The organism is Modestobacter sp. Leaf380, assembly GCF_001424485.1.
Taxonomy (GTDB): domain Bacteria; phylum Actinomycetota; class Actinomycetes; order Mycobacteriales; family Geodermatophilaceae; genus Klenkia.
The window spans coordinates 104,195-125,407 of sequence record NZ_LMQC01000020.1 but is presented as its reverse complement, the minus strand read 5'-3'; the positions used below and the strand labels follow the sequence as shown (position 1 = coordinate 125,407).

23 protein-coding genes are annotated in these 21,213 nt (G+C 73.5%); 7 read left to right on the top strand and 16 right to left on the bottom strand.

What is annotated here, in order from left to right:
• Window positions 1–3: 3 nt before the first annotated feature.
• From ASG41_RS15980 to ASG41_RS15950, 7 genes are all read right to left on the bottom strand, one after another.
• Complete coding sequence (locus ASG41_RS15980) at window positions 4–972, bottom strand: DNA polymerase domain-containing protein (protein ID WP_056297127.1); 969 nt, start codon at window positions 970–972, stop codon at window positions 4–6.
• 9 nt (window positions 973–981) lie between these two features.
• Entirely contained in the window at window positions 982–1,722 is a 741-nt protein-coding gene (locus ASG41_RS15975; RefSeq protein WP_056297125.1) for an MBL fold metallo-hydrolase, read from the bottom strand.
• The gene (gene murI, locus ASG41_RS15970; RefSeq protein WP_056297122.1) at window positions 1,719–2,528 is read right to left on the bottom strand and encodes a glutamate racemase; all 810 of its coding nucleotides are present in this window, start codon (window positions 2,526–2,528) and stop codon (window positions 1,719–1,721) included. The genes ASG41_RS15975 and murI overlap by 4 nt, the downstream gene beginning before the upstream one ends.
• Before the next feature lie 13 nt (window positions 2,529–2,541).
• Window positions 2,542–3,228 (bottom strand): HAD-IA family hydrolase, encoded by a 687-nt coding sequence (locus ASG41_RS15965; protein WP_200939008.1) that lies wholly within the window; start codon window positions 3,226–3,228, stop codon window positions 2,542–2,544.
• The gene (locus ASG41_RS15960; protein ID WP_056297120.1) at window positions 3,219–4,169 is read right to left on the bottom strand and encodes a PLP-dependent cysteine synthase family protein; all 951 of its coding nucleotides are present in this window, start codon (window positions 4,167–4,169) and stop codon (window positions 3,219–3,221) included. Before ASG41_RS15960 ends, ASG41_RS15965 begins: the two co-directional genes overlap by 10 nt.
• Window positions 4,170–4,194: 25 nt before the next feature.
• Window positions 4,195–4,470, bottom strand: coding sequence for a MoaD/ThiS family protein (locus ASG41_RS15955; protein WP_056297115.1), 276 nt, complete (start codon window positions 4,468–4,470; stop codon window positions 4,195–4,197).
• A gap of 157 nt (window positions 4,471–4,627) precedes the next feature.
• On the bottom strand, window positions 4,628–5,101 hold the full coding sequence (locus ASG41_RS15950) for a Mov34/MPN/PAD-1 family protein (RefSeq protein WP_056297112.1): 474 nt from the start codon (window positions 5,099–5,101) through the stop codon (window positions 4,628–4,630).
• A 103-nt stretch (window positions 5,102–5,204) separates the two neighbouring features.
• On the opposite strand from ASG41_RS15950, the gene ASG41_RS15945 reads away from it, so the two are divergent.
• Window positions 5,205–5,558, top strand: a complete 354-nt coding sequence (locus ASG41_RS15945) for a hypothetical protein (protein ID WP_056297108.1) — start codon at window positions 5,205–5,207, stop codon at window positions 5,556–5,558.
• Here the strand turns inward: ASG41_RS15945 and ASG41_RS15940 are convergent.
• Both ASG41_RS15940 and clpS read right to left on the bottom strand, forming a co-directional pair.
• On the bottom strand, window positions 5,500–5,994 hold the full coding sequence (locus ASG41_RS15940; protein ID WP_056297105.1) for a DUF2017 family protein: 495 nt from the start codon (window positions 5,992–5,994) through the stop codon (window positions 5,500–5,502). The genes ASG41_RS15945 and ASG41_RS15940 overlap by 59 nt on opposite strands.
• Complete coding sequence (gene clpS / locus ASG41_RS15935; protein WP_056297102.1) at window positions 5,991–6,320, bottom strand: ATP-dependent Clp protease adapter ClpS; 330 nt, start codon at window positions 6,318–6,320, stop codon at window positions 5,991–5,993. Before clpS ends, ASG41_RS15940 begins: the two co-directional genes overlap by 4 nt.
• Before the next feature lie 36 nt (window positions 6,321–6,356).
• Between clpS and ASG41_RS15930 the strand changes: the two genes are divergently transcribed.
• Window positions 6,357–7,640, top strand: a complete 1,284-nt coding sequence (locus tag ASG41_RS15930) for a nicotinate phosphoribosyltransferase (protein WP_056297099.1) — start codon at window positions 6,357–6,359, stop codon at window positions 7,638–7,640.
• 34 nt (window positions 7,641–7,674) lie between these two features.
• A complete protein-coding gene (locus tag ASG41_RS15925) occupies window positions 7,675–8,253 on the top strand; it encodes an isochorismatase family protein (RefSeq protein WP_056297096.1) in 579 nt (192 codons plus the stop codon).
• Window positions 8,254–8,262: 9 nt separating this feature from the next.
• Here ASG41_RS15925 and serB read toward each other — a convergent pair whose 3' ends face one another.
• A complete protein-coding gene (gene serB / locus ASG41_RS15920) occupies window positions 8,263–9,564 on the bottom strand; it encodes a phosphoserine phosphatase SerB (RefSeq protein WP_235564846.1) in 1,302 nt (433 codons plus the stop codon).
• A gap of 113 nt (window positions 9,565–9,677) precedes the next feature.
• Window positions 9,678–11,429, bottom strand: a complete 1,752-nt coding sequence (gene ctaD, locus ASG41_RS15915; protein ID WP_056297093.1) for a cytochrome c oxidase subunit I — start codon at window positions 11,427–11,429, stop codon at window positions 9,678–9,680.
• 305 nt (window positions 11,430–11,734) lie between these two features.
• On the opposite strand from ctaD, the gene ASG41_RS15910 reads away from it, so the two are divergent.
• Entirely contained in the window at window positions 11,735–12,004 is a 270-nt protein-coding gene (locus ASG41_RS15910; protein ID WP_056297089.1) for a GlsB/YeaQ/YmgE family stress response membrane protein, read from the top strand.
• An 83-nt stretch (window positions 12,005–12,087) separates the two neighbouring features.
• Here the strand turns inward: ASG41_RS15910 and ASG41_RS15905 are convergent, their stop codons facing one another.
• Together ASG41_RS15905 and ASG41_RS15900 are read right to left on the bottom strand one after the other, a co-directional pair.
• Entirely contained in the window at window positions 12,088–12,936 is an 849-nt protein-coding gene (locus ASG41_RS15905; protein ID WP_056297086.1) for a putative RNA methyltransferase, read from the bottom strand.
• Window positions 12,933–13,442, bottom strand: a complete 510-nt coding sequence (locus ASG41_RS15900; RefSeq protein WP_056298139.1) for a metallophosphoesterase — start codon at window positions 13,440–13,442, stop codon at window positions 12,933–12,935. Before ASG41_RS15900 ends, ASG41_RS15905 begins: the two co-directional genes overlap by 4 nt.
• Before the next feature lie 88 nt (window positions 13,443–13,530).
• Between ASG41_RS15900 and ASG41_RS15895 the strand changes: the two genes are divergently transcribed.
• The gene (locus ASG41_RS15895; protein WP_056297083.1) at window positions 13,531–15,045 is read left to right on the top strand and encodes an MFS transporter; all 1,515 of its coding nucleotides are present in this window, start codon (window positions 13,531–13,533) and stop codon (window positions 15,043–15,045) included.
• Window positions 15,046–15,114: 69 nt separating this feature from the next.
• On the opposite strand, the gene ASG41_RS15890 is transcribed toward ASG41_RS15895, so the two are convergent.
• The 3 genes from ASG41_RS15890 to ASG41_RS24845 all read right to left on the bottom strand — a co-directional run bounded on the left by ASG41_RS15890 (window position 15,115) and on the right by ASG41_RS24845 (window position 18,381).
• The gene (locus tag ASG41_RS15890) at window positions 15,115–16,068 is read right to left on the bottom strand and encodes a cytochrome c oxidase assembly protein (RefSeq protein WP_235564845.1); all 954 of its coding nucleotides are present in this window, start codon (window positions 16,066–16,068) and stop codon (window positions 15,115–15,117) included.
• A gap of 70 nt (window positions 16,069–16,138) precedes the next feature.
• Window positions 16,139–17,065, bottom strand: coding sequence for a cation diffusion facilitator family transporter (locus ASG41_RS15885; RefSeq protein ID WP_056297080.1), 927 nt, complete (start codon window positions 17,063–17,065; stop codon window positions 16,139–16,141).
• Between the two features lie 110 nt (window positions 17,066–17,175).
• Entirely contained in the window at window positions 17,176–18,381 is a 1,206-nt protein-coding gene (locus tag ASG41_RS24845) for a M23 family metallopeptidase (RefSeq protein WP_235564844.1), read from the bottom strand.
• 302 nt (window positions 18,382–18,683) lie between these two features.
• On the opposite strand from ASG41_RS24845, the gene ASG41_RS15875 reads away from it, so the two are divergent.
• Window positions 18,684–19,862, top strand: coding sequence for an alcohol dehydrogenase catalytic domain-containing protein (locus tag ASG41_RS15875; RefSeq protein WP_056297077.1), 1,179 nt, complete (start codon window positions 18,684–18,686; stop codon window positions 19,860–19,862).
• Window positions 19,863–19,971: 109 nt separating this feature from the next.
• On the top strand, window positions 19,972–21,189 hold the full coding sequence (locus ASG41_RS15870) for an MFS transporter (RefSeq protein ID WP_056297073.1): 1,218 nt from the start codon (window positions 19,972–19,974) through the stop codon (window positions 21,187–21,189).
• Window positions 21,190–21,213: the final 24 nt, after the last annotated feature.

Here is a 21,213-nt window from a genome sequence, read left to right as displayed (position 1 = left end):
CCGTCACTCGGCGGCGCGGGCGGCGGCCTTGCGGCGCTTGCCCTCGTGCATGGCGGCGACCCGGGCGACCGGGATGGTGTGGCCCTCGGCGACGACGTCGGCATCCAGCAGCTGGGGTGCGGGCAGTGCGTCGGCCCACGGGTCGCCGGCGATCCGGGCGGCCGCGTCGGTGACGGTGGTGCCGCGCGGGTCGGCGGCGTCCAGGTCCTCCCAGGAGACCGGCGCGGACACCGGCAGGCCGGGGCGGGCGCGCGGGGAGTAGGCGACGGCGATGGTGCCGCGGCCCGAACGGGTCGAGTCCACGAACACCCGGCCACCGCGCTCGGCGACGACGTAGGCCGTGGTGGCCACCCCGGGGTCCAGGGCAGCGGTGCGGGCGGCCAGTGCGCGGGTGGCCGCGGCGACGTCCTCGTGCGAGGACCCGTGCACCGGGACGACGAGGTGCAGCCCGCGCGAGCCGGTGGTCTTGACGGCCGCGGTCAGTCCGGCGTCGGCCAGCGCCTGCCGCGCCAGCCGGGCGGTGGCGACGACGGCGCTGAAGGGCCCGTCGTCGGGCGGGTCGAGGTCCAGCACCAGGCCGGTGGGCTCACCGAACCCCTCGGCGGTCGACCAGGTGGAGAAGGGGACGTGCAGTTCGACGGCCCGCTGGTTGGCCAGCCACAGCAGCGTGCGCCGGTCCTCGACCAGCACCTGGTGCACCTCGCGCTTGGCCCGGTCGGACCAGGTGGCCGCGGTCCGCACCCAGTCCGGGGCACCCTTGGGCACGTCGCGCTGCACGAAGGCCGCGGCTCCCGGGCGGATCCGCACCGCGGTCAGCGGGCGCCCGGCCAGCAGCGGCACCAGCCGGTCGGCGAAGGCGTCGTAGTGCTCCAGCAGCGCCCGCTTGGTCACCCCGAGCCCGTCACCCAGTTCGTCGTCCAGGCTGGAGAACGAGACGCCGTCCCGTTCCTCCTTCGCTGCTGCTGCTGCCACCGGGCCTCCTCAGACCTCGTAGACCCCGAGCGGGACGACGAGTTCGGTCTCGCCGAACACCTCGGACGCTGCTGCCAGCTGGGCGGACCGGTCCACCCACGGCGGCACGTGGGTCAGCAGCAACCGGCCCACCCCGGCGTCCCGGGCGTGCTCGCCGGCCTCGCGGCCGGTCAGGTGCAGGTCCGGGGGCAGCCCGGGCACGTCGGGGTGCGCCGCCTCGGCCAGCAGGACGTCGGCCCCCCGGGCCAGCGCGACCACGGCCGGGCTGACGCCGGTGTCGCCGGTGTAGACCAGCGACCGCCCGCCGGCGGTGAGCCGCACGGCGTGGCACTCCACCGGGTGGGCGGTGCGCGCGGTGGAGACCTGGAAGGGCCCCAGCTGCCACTCCCCCGGCCCGATGGCGAACACGTCGAACACGTCGTCGACCGGGCCGTCGGCGGCGTCGTAGGCCAGCCGCAGCCGACGGTCCGCGCCCACGGGGGCGTACAGCGGCACCCGGTCGCGGGTGGAGCGCCCCGAGTACCGCTTCCAGACGACGAAGGGCGCGACGTCCAGGCAGTGGTCGGCGTGCAGGTGGGAGAGGAACACGGCGTCGACCGCGTCCGGGTCGACCACCCGCTGCAGCGCCCCGAAGGCCCCATTGCCCAGGTCCAACAGCAGCCGGTAGCCCTCGTGCTCGACGAGGTAGCAGGAGGCCGGGGAGTCCGGGCCGGGTGCCGAGCCCGAGCAGCCGACGACGGTGAGCCTCACGCTGCCTGCACCTGGTCGATCTCCGGGCCCAGGAACCGCCGGCCGAGGCGGGCGAAGGGCTCGGGGTCACCGGTGGCCAGGAAGGCGTGCCGCGGGGGCCCGGCGGACTCCGGGCGCAGCAGGTCGGCGGTGGTGAGCACCCGGTAGACGTCCTTGGCGGTCTCCTCCGCGCTGGACACCAGGGTCACGCCGTCGCCCAGGACGAGGGAGAGGACCCCGGTGAGCAGCGGGTAGTGCGTGCAGCCCAGCACGACCGTGTCGACGTCGGCGGCCAGCAGCGGGTCCAGGTAGGACTGGGCCAGCCCCAGCAGCTGGCGCCCGCTGGTCACCCCGCGCTCGACGAAGTCCACGAAGCTGGGGCAGGCGGCGCTGGTGACGGTGACCTGCGGGGCGGCGGCGAAGGCGTCGGGGTAGGCGCCGGAGGTGATGGTCGCGGTGGTGCCGATGACCCCGACCCGCCCGCTGCGGGTGGCGGCGGTGGCCCGCCGCACGGCCGGCAGCACGACCTCCACGACCGGGACGTCGTACCGCTCGCGGGCGTCGCGAAGGCACGCGGCGCTGGCCGAGTTGCACGCCACCACCAGCATCTTGACCCCGGCCTCGACCAGGTCGTCCATGACGGCCAGGGAGTGCGCGCGGACCTCGGCGATCGGCAGCGGACCGTAGGGGCCGTTGCGGGTGTCCCCGACGTAGCGGACGGACTCGTGCGGCAGCTGGTCCAGCACGGCCCGCACGACGGTGAGACCACCCACCCCGGAGTCGAACACCCCGATCGGTGCGTCCGCAGCGCTCTCCGGGTTCCCCATCTCGGGCCCCAGGCTAGCGGTCTGCAGGGCCCCGCAGCACGGTGGCGGCCGGCAGCAGCAGCCCGTCGCCGGCCCACCGGGCCCCGGCCAGGTCACGCACCACGAGGTCGGCGGGGGTGGCCAGGGCCTCCTCGCCGATGCCCAGCACCCGGCAGCCCGCGGCCAGTCCGGCGGCGATGCCGCTGGGGCTGTCCTCGAGCACCAGGGCCCGGGCCGGCTCGACTCCGAGCCCGCGCGCAGCGGCCAGGTAGCCGGCCGGGTCGGGCTTGCCGGCGGTGACGTCCTCGGCGGCGACGAAGACCTCGGGCACCGGGATGCCGGCGCTGCGCAGCCGGGCGGTCGCCAGGGCGCGGGTGCCGGAGGTGACCACGGCCCAGCTCCCCACCGGCAGCATGGCCAGCAACGCCGGGACGCCGGCCATGGCGGCGACGACCTCGGCGTCCTCCAGCTCGAAGGCGTCGATCAGCGCGGTCGCAGCCGCCCGCTGCTCCTCGGCCACGAGCAGCGCGACCGTGTCCGCGGCCCGGCGGCCGTGCACGATCGACAGCGCGGCCTCGGGCTCCAGGTCGTGCGCGAGGGCCCACCGGCTCCAGGCGCTCTCCACCGCGGCGAGGCTGTCGACCAGCACGCCGTCGTTGTCGAAGAGCAGCCCGGCGGCGGGGACGTGCAGGTCGGGGGCGAGATCGTCGTTCAGGCCCACAGCTGGCCCTCCAGGGCGGCGGTGGCCTCGTCCAGGGTGCCGCCGTAGGCGCCGGTGGACAGGTACTTCCACCCGCCGTCGCAGACGATGAAGCAGATGTCGGCCTTGCGCCCGGCCGCCACCTCCTTGTCCGCGATTCCCAGCGCGGCGTGCAGGATCGCCCCGGTCGAGATGCCGGCGAAGACGCCCTCGCGCTCGACGAGCTGGCGGGTGCGGTGCACGGCGTCGTCGGGGCCCACGGAGAACCGGCTGTCGAGCAGGTCGGCGTCGTAGAGCTCGGGGATGAACCCCTCGTCGATGTTGCGCAGGCCGTAGACCAGCTCGCCGTAGCGCGGCTCGGCGGCGATCACCTGCACACCGGGCTTGTGCTCACGCAGGTACCGGGAGACCCCCATGAGCGTGCCGGTGGTGCCCAGGCCGGCGACGAAGTGGGTGATCGAGGGCAGGTCGGCCAGGATCTCCGGGCCGGTGCCGGTGTAGTGCGCCTCGGCGTTGGCCGGGTTGCCGTACTGGTAGAGCATCACCCAGTCCGGGTTCTCCGCCGCGAGCGCCTTGGCCTGCCGGACGGCCTCGTTGCTGCCGCCGGCGGCCGGTGATCCGATGATCTGCGCGCCGTACATCTCCAGCAGCTGCCGCCGCTCCACCGAGGTGTTCTCGGGCATGACGCAGATGAGCCGGTAGCCGCGCTGGCGGGCGACCATGGCCAGCGAGATGCCGGTGTTGCCGCTGGTCGGCTCCAGGATGGTCGCTCCGGGCCGCAGCCGCCCCTCCTTCTCCGCCGCCTCGATCATCGCGATGGCGGCCCGGTCCTTGATCGACCCGGTCGGGTTGCGGTCCTCGAGCTTGGCCCACAGCCGGACGTCGGCGGTGGGCGAGAGGGACGGCAGCCCGACCAGCGGGGTGCCGCCGAGGGAGTCGACGAGCGAGGCGAAACGGGCCACGGGGGCAGCTCCTGTGGGGTCGGGGTCAGCCGCCGGCGACCGCGGGCAGGATGGTGACGGAGTCGCCGTCCTTGACCGGGGTGTCCAGCGAGCCGGTGAAGCGGACGTCCTCGTCGTTGACGTAGACGTTGACGAAGCGGTGCAGCTTGCCCTCGTCGGTGACCAGACGGCCCTTGATGCCCGGGTGCTGGCCCTCGATGTCGTCGACCAGCGCGCCCAGGGTCTCCCCAGCGCCGGAGACGGTCTTGTTGCCGCCGGTGTGGGTGCGCAGGATGGTGGGGATCCGGACCTCGATGGCCATGACGTACCTCTTCTGATAAGTGGGGTGTGCCCCGCGCAGCACGCAGCGAGGTCGGGCGCTACCAGGTGGAACGTCCTGGACAGGACTCTGATTCCACCGGCCCCCTCGCAGGGCCCGAGGCGCGCGGAGCACGTCGCGGGGGCGAGGGGGTCCTTCTTCAGTCGTAGACGACCGTGGTGGGCGAGTGCCCGAAGAGGTAGGACTCGACGACCTCGACGTCCTCCTCGGTGACCACGCCGTCGACGATCCGGAAGCTCCGGAACTCGACGTCGTCACCGGCCAGGCCGGTCTGCGCACCGTGCTCGCGGGTGGACACGAGCACGTAGTGCGCGAACGGCTCGGAGGCGTAGCTGACGTCGGTGCGCGAGGGGTGGGCCTCGGTCGCGGTGTGCGAGTGGTAGACGACGACGGGGACCTCGTCGCGGTCGTCCATCTCCCGGTAGAGCCTGAGCAGGTCGGCGCTGTCGAACTCGTAGAACGTGGGCGACCGGGCGGCGTTGAGCATCGGGATGAACCGCTCCGGCCGGTCGCTGCCCTCGGGGCCGGCGACGACGCCGCACGCCTCGTCGGGGTGGTCGGCCCGGGCGTGCGCGACGATCGCGTCGCGGGTCGCCCGGTCGATGCGCAGCACGGGGGCGAGTCTAGGCCTCGCCCGGCCTCTCCCCGCCCCCGGGGATGCCGGGTCGGGGTCCGCGCTCCGCCGGACCGGTACGGTGCCGACTCGTGGAGCACCGTTGCTGATCGAGGTCCTGATGGTGGTCGGCGTGCTGGTGGTCGCCGTCCCGGCCCTCGTGCTGGGGGTCCGCCGGCTGTCCCGGCGGGGCGCCCGGACGCTGAAGCCCACCGGCGCGGACCGCACGGAGTACGTGATCGTCGTCGTCGGCCGGGTGCTCGGGCTGCTGCTGGTGCTGGCCCTGAGCGCGGTGGTCCTGCTGGCCTCGATCGGCGGGCTGGTGAAGGGCCTGACCGTGCCGAACCTGGTCTACGTGTTCTTCGTGCTGGACCTGCTGCTGGCCTCGCTGGTCGTGCTCACCTCCGGCGGCCCCCGGCGACCAGCGCGTCGACGAGGGACCCCTGCACGGCGGTGAGCCAGCCGTAGACGGCGTGCTGCTGGGCCTCCTCCCCCTCGGGGTCGGTGGGCGGCTCGGTGTCTGCGGTGATGCCCAGCCGGGTGCCCAGGGCCAGCCGCAGGTCGTTCGTGGTCCGCAGCCAGGCGCGGGCCTGGTCCTCGTCGAGCCGGACCTCCCCGCCCCCCTCGGGCGTGCTGGCCCGCACGACCGCGAGGTCGTCGGCCTTCCCCTCGCGCAGCGAGGCCTCGGTGAGGTCCCGGTAGTCCCGGGCGATCTCGGTGTCCGAGGCGTGCCCGGGCGGCAGCAGCCGGTCCAGCACCGGGTCCCCGCCGGCGTCGTCGCCGTCCAGGGACAGCAGCTGCTCCAGCTGGTCGACCAGCAGCCCCAGCACCCGCACCTCGGCGTCGACCAGCCCGCCGACGACGACGTCGCCGCGGCGGCGGAAGGGCTTCACGCGTCCCTCTGGTAGCTGGCCCACAGGCCGTAGGCGTGCAGCCGGCTGGTGTCGTGCTCCATCCGCTCCCGCGGGCCCGAGCTCACGATCGCCCTGCCCTCGTGGTGCACCTGCAGCATGAGCGTCGTGGCGGTGGGCTCGTCGTAGCCGAAGAGCTCCTGCAGCACGAACGTCACGTAGGTCATCAGGTTCACCGGGTCGTCCCACACGACGGTGACCCACGGCCGGTCGAGCTCGAACTCCTCGCCGGTGGTCGTGTCGGGGGTGACCTCGGGCGTCACCGTCCGCTCGGGGGCTGTGCGCTCAGGCGCGAGGGGTCCGGCCACGGCACCACTCTAGGTCGCCCCCTACGCTCCAGCTCCATGCCGCTGGGGTCCGCTCTGCTCACCGACCGGTACGAACTGACGATGCTGGCTGCCGCCCTGGCCGACGGCACCGCCGACCGGGACTGCGTCTTCGAGGTCTTCGGACGGCGGTTGCCGCACGGCCGCCGCTACGGCGTCGTGGCCGGCACCGGCCGGCTGCTGGAGCACCTGGTCGACTTCCGGTTCGGCGACGACGAGCTGGCCGCGGTCCGCGAGCAGGGCCTCACCGACCCCGCGCTGCTGGACTGGCTGGCCGACTTCTCCTTCACCGGCGACGTCGAGGGCTACGCCGAGGGCGAGCTGTACTTCCCCGGCTCCCCGGTGCTCACCGTGCGGGCGCCGTTCGGGCAGGCCGTGCTGCTGGAGACCCTGGCTCTCTCAATCCTCAACCACGACTCCGCGATCGCCTCGGCCGCCGCCCGGATGGTCGGCGCCGCCGGCGGTCGGCCGTGCATCGAGATGGGCTCCCGGCGCACCCACGAGGAGGCCGCCGTCGCCTCCGCCCGCGCCGCCTGGCTGGTCGGGTTCGCCTCCACGTCCAACCTCGCCGCAGGCGCCCGGTACGGCGTCCCCACCGCGGGCACCAGCGCGCACGCGTTCACCCTGCTCCACGACGACGAGGCCGCCGCCTTCCGCGCGCAGGTCGCGGCCCTGGGCACCGGGACCACGCTGCTCGTCGACACCTACGACACGATGCAGGGCATCGCGACGGCGATCGAGGTCGCCGGCACCGAGCTCGGTGCGGTGCGCCTGGACTCCGGCGACCTGGGCCTGCTGGCCACCCAGGCGCGCGAGCTGCTGGACTCCCTGGGCGCCACCGGCACCCGGGTGACCGTCACCAGCGACCTGGACGAGTACGCCATCGCCGCGCTGGCCGCCGCCCCCGTCGACGGCTACGGCGTGGGCACCTCGCTGGTCACCGGCTCCGGCGCCCCCACCGTCGGGATGGTCTACAAGCTCGTCGAGCGCGACGGCGTCCCGGTGGCCAAGAACAGCGAGGGCAAGCGGTCGGTCGGCGGCCGCAAGACCGCCGTCCGTCGGCACGACGCGTCGGGCACCGCGACCGCGGAGGTCGTCGTCCCCGGGGACGTCGAGGGCCGGGACGGCGACCGGGCGCTGACCGTGCCACTGGTGCGCGGCGGGGAGCTGGTGTCCACCGACACCCCGGCGCAGGCACTGCGGGCCGCCCGCGCCCACCACGAGCAGGTCCGCACGGCGCTGCCACCCGAGGCGTGGTCCTTGTCCCGCGGGGAGCCCGCCATCGACACCGTCACCGCCTGAGCGGGGGCCCCGGGGGCGCGGCAGGATGGTCGGCATGACCCGTGCGCTGATCGTCGTGGACGTGCAGAACGACTTCTGCGAGGGCGGCAGCCTGGCCGTCGCCGGCGGGGCGGCCGTGGCTGCGGCCGTCACCGAGCACGCCGGGCAGGGCCTGGAGCGCGGCGAGTACGCCCACGTCGTCGCCACCCGGGACCACCACGTCGACCCGGGCGGGCACTTCTCCGATGCCCCGGACTTCGTGGAGACCTGGCCGCGGCACTGCGTGGTCGGCACCGACGGCGTCGACCTGCACCCGGCCCTGGACCGGGGCCTGCTGCGCGCGGTCTTCGACAAGGGCGAGCACGCCGCGGCCTACTCCGGCTTCGAGGGCAGCAGCGAGGGCACCGGGCTGGCTGACTGGCAACGCTCCCACGGTGTCGACGACGTCGACGTGGTCGGCATCGCGACCGACCACTGCGTGCGGGCGACCGCGCTGGACGCCGTCGGGGCCGGCTTCACCACCCGGGTGCTGCTGCCCCTGACGGTCGGGGTGGCCGAGGGCACGACGGCCGCCGCCCTGGAGCAGCTGCGCACCGCGGGCGTGCAGCTGTCCGGGGAGCCCCAGCGCTTCTAGACCCCCGGGTCACACCGCGTCGAGGACCTCGTCGCGGGTGAAGCCCAGCACCTGCAGCACCGCGTCCAGGTAGGGCTGGTTCAGCGCCGTGTGCGCCTGCTCCCGCACGAAGGGCTTGGCGTTGAACGCGATGCCCAGCCCTGCAGCGGCCAGCATGTCCAGGTCGTTGGCGCCGTCGCCGACCGCGACGGTCTGGTCCAGCGGGACGCCGAACTCGGCGGCGAACCGGGCCAGGGCCCGGGCCTTGCCGGGCCGGTCGACGATCTCCCCGACCAGACCACCGGTCAGCACGCCGTCGGCGACCTCGAGGGTGTTGGCGGCGGCGAAGTCCAGGCCCAGCGAGGCTGCCAGCGGGTCGGTGATCTGGGTGAAGCCGCCGGAGACGATGCCGCAGCGGAAACCCAGCCGCTGCAGGGTGCGGATCAGGGTGCGCGCCCCCGGGGTCAGCACGAGGTGCTCGCGGACCTCGTCCAGGACGCTGACCGGCAGCCCGGCCAGCGCGGCCACCCGGGCCCGGAGGGACTGCTCGAAGTCCAGTTCACCGTTCATCGCGGCGGCGGTAATCCGGCCGACCTCCGCAGCCCGCCCCGCCCGCGCCGCCAGCTCGTCGATGACCTCACCGCGCACCAGCGTCGAGTCCACGTCGAGCACGATCAACCGCTTGTTGCGCCGGGCCAGGCCCACCTGCTCGACGGCGACGTCGGCACCGGTGGCCGCCGCGACCGCGCCCAGGGCGGCCCGCAGCGGGGCGGCCTCGGCGCCGGAGACGGTCAGCTCGAAGCTGGTGACGGGGTAGTCCGAGAGGCGGCGGATCGCGTCGATGTTGCCGCCGACGTCGGCGATGGCGCGGGCGGCGCCACCGACCGCCTCCGGGGGCACCGGACGGCCCAGCACGATCACGTGGTGCCTGCGGACGCCGTCGGCGACCAGCCCCGTCGCCCCGGCCGCGGGCTCCACGAGCACCTGCACCCCGGCCTCGTCACCGACCCGGGCGGCGACCGGACGCAGGCGCGCGACCAGCGCGGCGTCGTCGTCGGCACCGTGCTCCTGCACCACCACGCCGAGCACCAGCTGGCCGTGCACCACGACCTGCTCCACGTCGACGACCTCCAGCGCCGGCAGGACGGCCAGGGCGGCGAAGAGCCGGGCGGTCACCCCCGGCCGGTCGGCACCGGTCACGGTCAGCAGCGCGCCGGCGTGCGGGACGTCGACCACCGGATCCGCGGTGCCCTCGGTGTTCGGGGCCGGGGTGGTCGGGGCCGGGGTGTTCGGGGCCGGGGTGGTCGGGACGTCCTGCTCGGGGCCGGTCACGGCGGTCATCGTGCCCGACGTGGGACTGCGGTCCTGCACACACTCCCGCGGACGCGCGAACGCCCCGCGGGCCGGTGGCCTGCGGGGCGTTCGTGGTGACGTGCGCTACCGACTCAGAACGGGTCGGGGTCGTTGGCGCCCTGACGGGCACCGGTGCCGTCCACCAGCTCGCTGGCGTACGGGCCGTGCTTCTTGCCGGCGTGCGCCTCGGCCTCCATGCGCTCCCGCAGGTGCGGGTAGTGCAGCTCGAACGCGGGGCGCTCGGAGCGGATGCGCGGGATCTCCAGGAAGTTGTGCCGCGGCGGCGGGGACGACGTCGCCCACTCCAGGGAGTTGCCGTGGCCCCAGGGGTCGTCGCGCAGTGCGAGCTGCCCGTACTTCCAGGACTTCACGACGTTGTACAGGAACGGCAGCGTCGAGGCGCCCAGCACGAAGGACCCGATCGTGGAGATCGTGTTCAGCGTGGTGAAGCCGTCGGTGGGCAGGTAGTCGGCGTAGCGACGCGGCATGCCCTCGTTGCCCAGCCAGTGCTGCACCAGGAACGTGGCGTGGAAGCCGATGAACGTCAGCCAGAAGTGCACCTTGCCCAGCCGCTCGTCCATCATCCGGCCACACATCTTGGGGAACCAGAAGTAGATGCCGGCGTAGGCGGCGAAGACCACGGTCCCGAAGACCACGTAGTGGAAGTGCGCCACGACGAAGTAGGTGTCCGAGACGTGCCAGTCCACCGGCGGGGAGGCCAGCAGCACGCCGGTCAGACCGCCGAGGAGGAAGGTCACCAGGAAGCCGATGGAGAACAGCATCGGCGTCTCGAAGGTCAGCTGCCCCCGCCACATCGTGCCGATCCAGTTGAAGAACTTGATGCCGGTGGGCACGGCGATGACGTAGGACAGGAAGCTGAAGAACGGCAGCAGCACCGCACCGGTGGCGAACATGTGGTGTGCCCACACGGTCAGCGACAGGGCGCCGATGGCGATGATCGCGAAGATCATGCCCTTGTAGCCGAACAGCGGCTTGCGGCTGAACACCGGGATGATCTCGGAGATGATCCCGAAGAACGGCAACGCGATGATGTAGACCTCGGGGTGCCCGAAGAACCAGAAGAGGTGCTGCCACAGCATCGGCCCGCCGTTGGCGGCGGAGAAGACCAGCGCACCCAGGTGGCGATCGGCCAGCAGCGCCATCAGGGCCGCGGTCAGGATCGGGAAGGCCAGCAGGATCAGGACGCTGGTGACCAGGGCGGCCCACACGAAGATGGGCATCCGGAACATGGTCATGCCCGGGGCCCGCAGGCAGACGATCGTGGCGATGAAGTTGACGCCACCGAGGATCGTGCCCAGGCCGGACACGGCCAGGCCGGCGATCCACAGGTCCCCACCGGCACCCGGGGAGTTCGTCACGTCCGAGAGGGGGCTGTAGGCGAACCAGCCGAAGTCGGCCGCACCACCGGGGGTGAAGAACCCGGAGATCATGATCAGCCCACCGAACAGGAACAGCCAGTAGCTGAAGGCGTTCAGGCGCGGGAAGGCGACGTCGGGGGCGCCGATCTGCAGCGGCAGGATCAGGTTCGCGAACGCGAAGAACAGCGGCGTCGCGAAGAAGAGCAGCATCACCGTGCCGTGCATGGTGAACAGCTGGTTGTACTGCTCGTTCGACAGGTACTGGAGGCCGGGCCGCGCCAGCTCGCCGCGCATGAGCATGGCCATGAGGCCACCGATCATGAACCAGCTGAACGACGTGGCCATGTACATCAGGCCGATGGTCTTGTGGTCCGTGGTCCGCAGCAGCATCGAGAGCCGCGAACCCTTCTCGGCCACGTGAGCCGGGCTGGGCCGGCTCACGATCGGAGCGGGGGCGATCGTCACGTCCCGGAGCTTAGACGGTGTGCACGCCCGCTGTGCGTGGGATGGGTGACGCCGCTCCGGCGGGGTCCGAGAGGCGTGCCACCCCCACCCTCGAGCGTGTCCCAGGTCTCCTCGGGGCGGGCCACTGACCTGCGGGAACGGGTCGGAAGGGGTGCTTCCGCAGGCGGGCGTCCACTCCCCCGTCGGGACCAGATCGTGACCCGCGGACGGTTTGGGGCCGCTCAGGCAGGGCACATGATCATCTGCGTTGGAGAGACCGACGCACCGACGGCGCCCCGGCGCCGTCACACCCTTGGAGGTCCCCCGTGATCTGGAACATCATCGTCTTGATCGTCATCGGCCTCGTGGCCGGTTTCATCGCCCGGGCCGTCATCCCCGGCAAGCAGGACCTCTCGATCGTCGCCACGATCGTGCTGGGCATCATCGGCTCCCTGGTCGGCAACCTGCTGGGCAGCCTCATCAGCGGCAACGGCTTCGAGCTGGGCACCGCCGGCTGGATCGGCTCCATCGTCGGCGCGATCATCGTGCTGGGCGTCTACGTGGCCGTCAGCGGCCGCAAGTCCGTCCGACGCTGACCCCGGCGGTCCCACAGACCGCGTAGGACCTCCGACGAGGGCCCGGCCACCAGGCCGGGCCCTCGTCTGCGTCTGCGGCCCGCTCAGCTCCCAGCGGCGTGGGTCGAGACGTCGACGGCCACGGTGACCGCCACCCGGGCCGGCAGCGCGGCCACGGCGGCGTCCAGGGCCCCCGGCGCCAGGTGCCTCGCGTGCGGGCCCATCCCCACCAGCGTCCGCACCGCGCCGTGGTCGAGCTCGAGCACCTCGCGGTGCCCACCCGTCGCGACCGGGCGCAGGTGCGGTTCCAGCGAGGCGGCCAGCCGCGCGGCCTTGTCCGGGTCCACCGAGAGCAGGCCCAGCGGGCCGACCAGCTCCCCCAGGTGGTCCGCCGCCGGGGTCACCACCACCAGCCGCCCGCCCGGTGCCAGCACCCGCGCGGTCTCCGCGCCGTTGCGCGGGGCGAAGACCACCAGCACCCGGTCGACCGAGGCCGGACGCACCGGCCAGGCCGACCAGCTGTCCGAGACCACCGCCATCGCCCGGGGGTGCGCCCGGGCGGCCCGGCGGGCCGCGTACCGGGAGGCGTCCAGGACCACCCCGACGGCGGCGGGAGCTCGGTCGAGCACGCCGGCCAGGTGGTCCCCGGTACCCCCACCCAGGTCCAGCAGCGTGCCGGGCTCCCCCTCGGCCAGCACCGCGTCGGCCAGCGCCGACGTCACCCCGGCGTAGTGGCCGGCGGCCAGGAAGCCGGCCCGGTCGGCGACCATCGCCGCCGAGTCACCTCCGTGCCGGGACCCCGAGGGCGGCAGCAGGGTGACGTGGCCCTGGCGGGCCCGGTCGAACGCGTGCCCGGCTGCGCAGCGCAGCGACTCCCCCGCCACCGTGAACCCCTCGCTGCAGACCGGGCAGGCGAGCAGCGCGACCGCGGCGGGCGGCAGGGGCGGGCTCACGTGCGCGGGGGCAGCCGGTGCAGCACGACGTCGCGCAGGACGCCGGCATCGGCGACCGCGGTCAGGTAGGTGCAGTGCGGCTGGCGCCGGCGGTCGGTCGGCGAGCCCGGGTTGAGCAGCCGCAGTCCGGTGGCGGTCGTGGTGTCCCAGGGGATGTGGCTGTGGCCGAACACCAGGACGTCGGTGTCCGGGTAGCCCACCGAGCAGCGTGCCTCGCGGCCCTTCGCGTCCCCGGTCTCGTGCACCACGGCCAGGCGGACGCCCTCGATCTCGACCCGGGCCACCTCGGGCAGCCGCTCGCGCAGCGGGCCGTGGTCGTTGTTGCCGTGGACGCCGACCAACCGGTGAGCCCGGCGCTCCAGCTCGTCGAGCAGGGCCACGTCGACCCAGTCGCCGGCGTGGACGACGACATCGGTGGCATCGATCTCACGCCAGAGGGAATGCGGCAGGTCCCTCGCCCGCTTGGGCAGGTGCGTGTCGGCGATCACCGTCAGACGTGCAGGCACGCCACCATCGTCGCAGCTCTCCCCCCACCACCCGGCCGACGTCGTCCGCACCGTGGCTCCCCGCACCCCGCACCCCTCGAGGAACCCCGTGACCGACCCCGCCCGCGACCGGCCCACCGCCGCGTCCGCCGACCACCCCTACCCGCAGCGCTGGCTGGCCCTGGCCGTCATCGCCGTGACCGTGCTGATGATCGTGCTGGACGCGACCATCGTGAACATCGCGCTGCCCGCCGTCTCGGTGGACCTCGACATCAGCGAGGCCAACCAGCAGTGGATCGTCACCGCCTACACGCTGACCTTCGGTGGCTTCCTGCTGCTGGGCGGGCGCATCGCCGACTTCTGGGGCCGCAAGCGCACCTACCTGGTGGGTGCCGTCGGCTTCGCGCTGGCCTCCGCACTGGGGGGTCTGGCCACCAACGAGGCGCTGCTGTTCGCCGCCCGCGCCCTGCAGGGCACCTTCGGCGCCCTGCTGGGCCCCGCCTCGCTCGCGCTGATCACCGTGCTGTTCACCGATGCTGCCGAGCGGGCCAAGGCCTTCGCGGTCTACGGCGCGATCGCCGGTGGCGGCTCCGCCGTGGGCCTGCTGCTGGGCGGCGTGCTCACCGAGTACGCCGACTGGCGCTGGTGCTTCTGGGTCAACGTGCCGATCGCGGTGCTGGCGGTCGTCGCGGCCTGGCGCATCGTGCCCGAGAGCAAGGCCTCCGGTGAGACGAAGTACGACGTCCCGGGTGCCGTGCTGATCACCGTCGGCCTCGCGTCGCTGGTCTACGGGTTCACCAAGGTCGCCGAGGCGGCCCAGGCCGGCGACGGCAGCAGCCCGTGGGCGAACGGCCCGGCGCTGACCTTCATCCTGCTGGGCGTCGCGCTGATCGTGGCCTTCGTCGTCGTGGAGTTCCGGGTGCGCAACCCGTTGCTGCCGATGCGGCTGGTGCTGGACCGCAACCGCGGTGGCGCCTACCTGACCGCCACCCTGGTGGGGGCCGGGCTGATCGGCTCGTTCTTCTTCCTGAGCCTGTACTTCCAGCAGGTGCTGGGCTACACCCCGGTCAGCGCCGGCTTCGCCTCGCTGCCGGTGACCGCCGGCGTCCTGGTGGCGGCCGGGGCGGCCAGCCAGCTGGTGCCCCGGATCGGCCCCAAGCCGCTGATGGTCGCCGGTGGGCTCTTCGCCGCGGGCGGGTTGTTCACCCTGTCCTTCCTCGGCCTGGACACCCCGTTCTGGCAGGTCGCCCTGCCGGGCCAGCTGCTGCTGGGCCTGGGACTGGGCTTCACCTTCGTGCCGCTGTCCAACCTGGCGCTCGTGGGTGTCGGCGAGCACGACGCCGGCGCGGCCAGCGCGGTCCTGCAGGCCGTCCAGCAGGTCGGTGCCTCCATCGGGACGGCGCTGCTGGCGACCTTCTCGGTCACCGCCATCACCAACTCCCTCGCCGACCGCCCGGCGACCGAGCAGGACCCGGTGGCCCCGCTCGTCGCCCAGGTCGAGGGCTACACGACGGCCTTCACCTGGGGTGCCGGGCTGCTGCTGGTGGCCGCGATCGCCTCGGCCGTGCTCATCCAGGCCAGCAAGGACGACCTGCCGGCCGAGATGGCCGTGCACGCCGGCTGACCGGACACACAGACGGCCCGGCACCCCCTCGGGGGTGCCGGGCCGTCTGGCGTCCGGGCTCCGGGTGGCTCAGCGCCCGGAGGCGGCCATGGCCTTGAGGCGGGCGTTGTAGGCGTCCAGCTCGACGTCCCCGACCCGGTCGATCGTGCGGTCACGGGTCTTGTTGCGGCGGGTCTCGGACCCGGCCCACTGGAAGAACACGACGGCCAGCACCAGCACGGTGGGCAGCTCGCCGAAGGACCAGGCGATGGACCCCGCCGTGGTCTGGTCGGCCAGCGGGTCCACCCCCCACGAGGACGGCGGGTTGGCGAAGGTCTCCACCACCAGGGTGTCGGCCATCATGATCGCGACGCCGAAGAAGGCGTGGAAGGGCATGGGGAGCAGCAGCTCGATCATCCGACCGGCGTGCCCGACGGTCCGCGGCCACGGGTCCTGGCCCAGCAGCGGCCCGAAGAACAACAGCCCGGTGACGGTGAAGTGGGCGAGCATGAACTGGTGACCCAGCGGGTCGGCCATCAGGTCGTCGAACAGCGGGGTGAAGTAGACCCCGTAGAGGCTGACGATGAACAGCGGGATCGTGAACCCGGGGTGTGCGAGGAACTGGGCGAGCCGGCTGTGCAGCGCCTCCAGCAGCAGCGCCCGCGGTGCGCCGGCGGCGCCCTTGCCCCGGGGCAGGGCCCGCAGCGCCATCGTCACCGGGGAACCGAGCAGCAGCAGCAGCGGCGACACCATCGACAGCACCATGTGCTGGGCCATGTGCACGCTGAAGAGCACCATCGAGTACCCGTGCAGCTCGGTCCCGGTGACGGCGAACAGCGAGATCGCACCGAGGGTGAACGACAGCGTCTTCCACCACGGCCAGCGCACGCCGGCCCGGCGCAGCCGCACCAGGCCGACGAGGTAGGCGACCATCGCCAGCACGGTCAGTCCGGCGATCCAGGACCAGCCGTCCAGGTGCGGGGTGAACAGTCGGGCCCAGGTGGGCGGGTCGGTGGGCATCCACATGTCCGAGTGGTCGTGCACGTCCCCCACTCTCCCACCGTTCCCGCCGACGTGATGGCACGGCCCCGACGGCCCTGCGAGGGGGTGCCCCTCAGTCGTGGACGGGTGCCTCGTGCGCCCGGTGGGAGACCGACTCCAGCTGGAAGGTGCAGTGCTCGACGTCGAAGTGCCCACCCAGGCAGGCACAGAGCGCGTCCAGCACCCGACCGCCGTGGCCGTCGGCCAGCAGCGCGTCGTCGACGACGACGTGCGCGGACAGCACCGGGAGCCCGGAGGTGATGGTCCAGGCGTGCAGGTCGTGCACGTCGGTGACCCCCTCCACGCCCAGCACGTGCCGGCGCACCTCGGCCATGTCCACGCCGCGGGGTGCGGCCTCCAGCAGCACGTCGAGGGCGTCCCGCAGCAGCGACCAGGCCCGCGGCAGCACCAGGGCGCCGACGACGAAGGAGGCGACGACGTCGGCGGCGGTCCAGCCGGTGGTGGTGATGACGAGCGCGGCGACGATGACGGCGACCGACCCGAGGGCGTCACCGAGGACCTCGAGGTAGGCGCCGCGCATGTTGAGCGACTCCCCCTGACCCTCGCGCAGCAGGGCCAGGGAGACCAGGTTGGCGACCAGGCCCAGCACGGCCACGGTGAGCATCAGCCCGGACCGGATCTCCGGCGGGTCGCCGATGCGGCGGACGGCCTCGACCACGACGTAGCCACCGACCGCCAGCAGCAGCAGTCCGTTGCCGGCGGCGGCGAGCACCTCGATGCGCTGCCAGCCGAAGGTGCGTCGTCCCGAGGCCGGTCGCTGGGCCAGGGTCACCGCGCCCAGGGCCAGCGCGATGCCGACGGTGTCGGTGGCCATGTGGGCGGCGTCAGCGAGCAGCGCCAACGAGCCGGACAGCACGGCGCCGACGGCCTGGACGACGAGGACGGTGCCGGTGATGGCCAGCACGAGGGCGAGCCGTCGGCGGTGTCCGGCGGAGACGGTCCCGCCGTGGGCGTGGCCGTGCGCGTGGTCGTGGCCCATCAGGAGGCGTCACATGCGTCGACGTGCATGCGAGGAGTGTGCCTCACCCTCCCCCGGGACGACGAACGCCCCGCCCTCGGACGAGGACGGGGCGTGCGGTGGAGCTGGGCTCAGAGGGTGACGCCGCGCTCCGCGAGCCACGGGACCGGGTCGACCTTCTCCCCGTCGATGCCGCCCAGGTGGACCTCGAGGTGCAGGTGCGGACCGGTGGACTGGCCCTGGTTGCCCAGCAGCGCGATCGTGTCGCCGGCCTGCACGACCTGGCCCGCGGTGACCAGGATCTGCTCCATGTGGCCGTAGACCGTGACGTCGCCGTTCTCGTGCTGGATGTAGACGGCCTGACCGAAGCCGCTGGCGGCGCCGGCCTTGAGGACCACACCGTCCATGACGGCGTACTCCGGGGTCAGCATCGGCGCGGCCAGGTCGATGCCGGCGTGCAGCGTGCCCCAGCGGTAGCCGAAGGTGCTGGACAGGCGGGCGCCGTCGACGGGGGCGACGGCCCGGGGCCGGGCCGCCTCGATGGCGGCGGCCTCGGCCGCGGCCTGCGCGTCGAGCGCGGCCTGGTCGGCGGCGGCCTGCGCGTCGGCGGCGGCCACCTGCTCGGTCTCGCGCTGGGCACGGCTGGCGACCATCTGCTGGAGCTGGTCGACCGCCTGGGTCTCGACCGCGGCCGGCGACGCCGGGGCGGCCTGCAACCCGAGCGCGTCGGCGACGCTGGTCGCCTGGGTGGCGGTCTCGGTGTCGGCCTGCGCGGCGGGGTCGCCCCCGGCGGTGACCAGCCCGACACCGGTCGCCCCGACCAGGGCGGCGGCGAGGTAGAGCGTGGGGCGGCGCATCCGGCCGGGGCCGGAGACCGACCGCTCCCGCACCGGGCGGGCCACGCGGTGCCGGCCGCGGGGCACACGGCCCTCGGCGATCGCGGCGATGATCTCGGCGGCGGACACCTCGACGTCGGCCCGGGGCGCGTCGGCCAGCACGAGGTCGCCGTCGCCGGCGGAGGCGAGCGGGACGACGGCTGCGTCAGCGGCCGGGACGTCGCGGGAGGAGAGCGTGCGGGCCGCCCGACCCGCAGCTGCGCGGACGGCGCGCTCGCCGGTCCGGGGCCGGCCGGCGGACGGGTGCACGGCGAGGTGCGGGACCAGCCGTGACTCGGTGTCACCGGACCAGACCGGGATGGAGTCCGCGGTGGCCGGTCCCCCCGACGCGGCCGCGCCCTGCGGTCCTGCGGTGACGAGTGGGCCGAGAGGGGTGCGACGAGCACCGCTCCGGGTGTCCAGGACGTCCGACAGGAGCCGTTCCGGGTGTTGCAGCGTCATGCACCTGTCTCTCGTCGGGGAGCTGGGGGAGGTCCGTGCGATCCGGAACGGGACCCATGTAAACACGTCGTGATCCGTTCGTGACCAGGGTCCGGGGGTAGCGACGGGCGGTTTGTGGGGCAGGTCACCACACAAGCTGCCAAACGGCGACCCTCCGTGAGGTGGTGATCGCACAGCGGACAGGCGTGCGGAGCCCGGGAGCGGGTAGGTGCGAGAGACACCACATGCACCGCTGCGCACCTGGAGACCACGGGTGTGCGGTGTGACGCGGTGGCCCCCGAGCCCGACAGGAGCACTCCCGCATGCGCGCAGTCACCTGGCACGGCCGCGACGACGTCCGCGTCGACACGGTCCCCGACCCGACCATCACCGACCCCACCGACGTCATCGTCGAGATCACCTCGACCGGGGTCTGCGGATCCGACCTGCACCTGATCGAGGTGATGGCCCCGTTCATGACCGTGGGTGACGTCATGGGCCACGAGCCGATGGGCGTCGTCCGCGAGGTGGGGCCCGAGGTCACCGCCCTCAAGGCCGGCGACCGGGTCGTCGTCCCGTTCAACGTCTCCTGCGGCACCTGCTGGACCTGCTCGCAGGGTCTGCAGAGCCAGTGCGAGACCACCCAGAACCGCGACCAGGGCATGGGCGCCTCGCTGTTCGGCTACACCAAGCTCTACGGCCAGGTCCCGGGCGGGCAGGCGGAGTACCTGCGGGTGCCCTTCGGCAACACGCTGCCGATCAAGGTCGCGGACGGCCCGCCGGACGACCGGTTCGTCTACCTGTCCGACGTGCTGCCCACCTCCTGGCAGGCGGTGCAGTACGCGAAGGTCCCCGAGGGCGGGACGGTGCTGGTGCTGGGGCTGGGACCCATCGGGGACATGTGCGCCCGGATCGCCGCCCACCTGGGCTACCGGGTCATCGCCTCCGACGTCGTCCCCGAGCGCATCGCCCGGGCCCGCGCCCGCGGCATCGAGGTCATCGCCAGCACCGACCAGGCCGACGTCGTCGGGCAGGTCCGGGAGGCGACCGCCGGCCGCGGGCCGGACAGCGTCATCGACGCCGTGGGCATGGAGGCGCACGGCTCACCCGGCGCCAAGCTCGCGCAGAAGGCCTCGGCACTGGTGCCCGACGCGATCATGGAGAAGGTCATGACGGTCGCGGGCATCGACCGGCTCGCCGCGCTCAACACCGCGATCGAGGCGGTCCGCCGCGGCGGCACCATCTCGCTGTCGGGCGTCTACGGCGGGGCCACCGACCCGCTGCCGCTGATGCGCATGTTCGACAAGCAGATCGGCCTGCACATGGGCCAGGCCAACGTCTGGCGCTGGGTGCCGGACATCCTGCCGCTGCTGGAGGACTCCGACGTCCTGGGCGTGGACGACTTCGCGACCCACCGGGTGCCCCTCGAGCAGGCACCCCAGGCCTACGAGGACTTCCGTCAGAAGCGGAACGGCACGGTGAAGGTGCTGCTGCAGCCGTGAGGTGACCGGTACACGACGTGACGGGTCTCATGCCCGTCACGGGATGGCGTCGGGGGGCTCATGGCCTTGGCTGGGGGTACCCCCGACGTCTGCCTCGTAGAGGACTGCTGTGCCCCGCGCCCTGCTCGCCCTGGCCATCGGTGCCTTCGGCATCGGCACGACCGAGTTCGTGGTGATGGGCATGCTGCCCGAGATCGCCGACGGGCTCGGCGTCTCCGTCTCCGCCGTCGGGCTGCTGATCAGCGCCTACGCCGTCGGTGTGGTGCTGGGGGCGCCCACGCTGACCGCCCTCGGCGTCCGGTTCACCCCCAAGCAGACCCTGATCGGCCTGATGGTCGTGTTCGTGGTCGGCAACGCGTTGTCCGCCCTGGCGCCGGACTACACGACGCTGGTCGTGGCCCGGGTGCTCACCGCCCTCGCGCACGGTTCGTTCTTCGGCGTCGGCGCGGTCGCCGCCCGGCGGCTCGTCCCCCGCGACAAGGCCACCCAGGCCATCTCGCTGATGATGGTCGGGCTCACCCTGGCCAACGTCATCGGCGTCCCGCTGGGCACCTTCGTCGCCCAGCAGACCAGCTGGCGGCTCGTGCTCGCCGCCTGCGCCGTGATCGGATTGGTCACGATCGCGGGGCTGTCGGCCTGGATGCCGGCCGTCAGCGGGGAGAAGACCGACCTGCGCAGCGAGCTGCGTGCCTTCCGCCGCCGCCAGGTGTGGATGGTGCTGGGCGTGACCATGGTCGGCTTCGCCGCCCTGTTCGCCGTCTACTCCTACGTCTCCCCCATCCTCACCGAGCTCGGTGGCCTCACCGAGGGCTGGGTGACGCCGGTGCTGGCGCTGTTCGGCGTCGGCACCACCGTCGGCACGCTCGCCGGCGGGAAGCTCGGCGACCGCTACGGCCTGCGCTTCGTGCTCGTCGGGCTGCTGGTCAGCGCGCTGCTGCTGGTGGCCTTCGCGTTGACCGTGCGCACCCCGGCCGCCGCCGTCGTGCTGCTGGTGCTCTTCGGCACGGTGGCCTTCGCGGCCGGACCGGTCGTGCAGAACAAGGTCATCGAGGCCGCGCGGGTGCGCGGCGGATCGCTGGTGTCCGCGGCCAACCAGGGCGCCTTCAACGTGGCGAACGCGATTGGTGCGGCGCTGGGGGCCGGCGTGTTGAGCGCCGGCTACGGCTACTCCGCGCCGATCTGGGTGGGTGCCGCCCTCGCCCTGGCCGGCACCGTCGTCTGCCTGCTGGCCATGCGCACCGAGCGGGTCGACGCCCTGACGCCGGACCCCGTCGTCGCCGACGTGGACACCTGGGAGCGGGCCACGGCGGCCGTCGCCGCGCGCTGACCGCCGTCCCGGGGTAGACCGGGG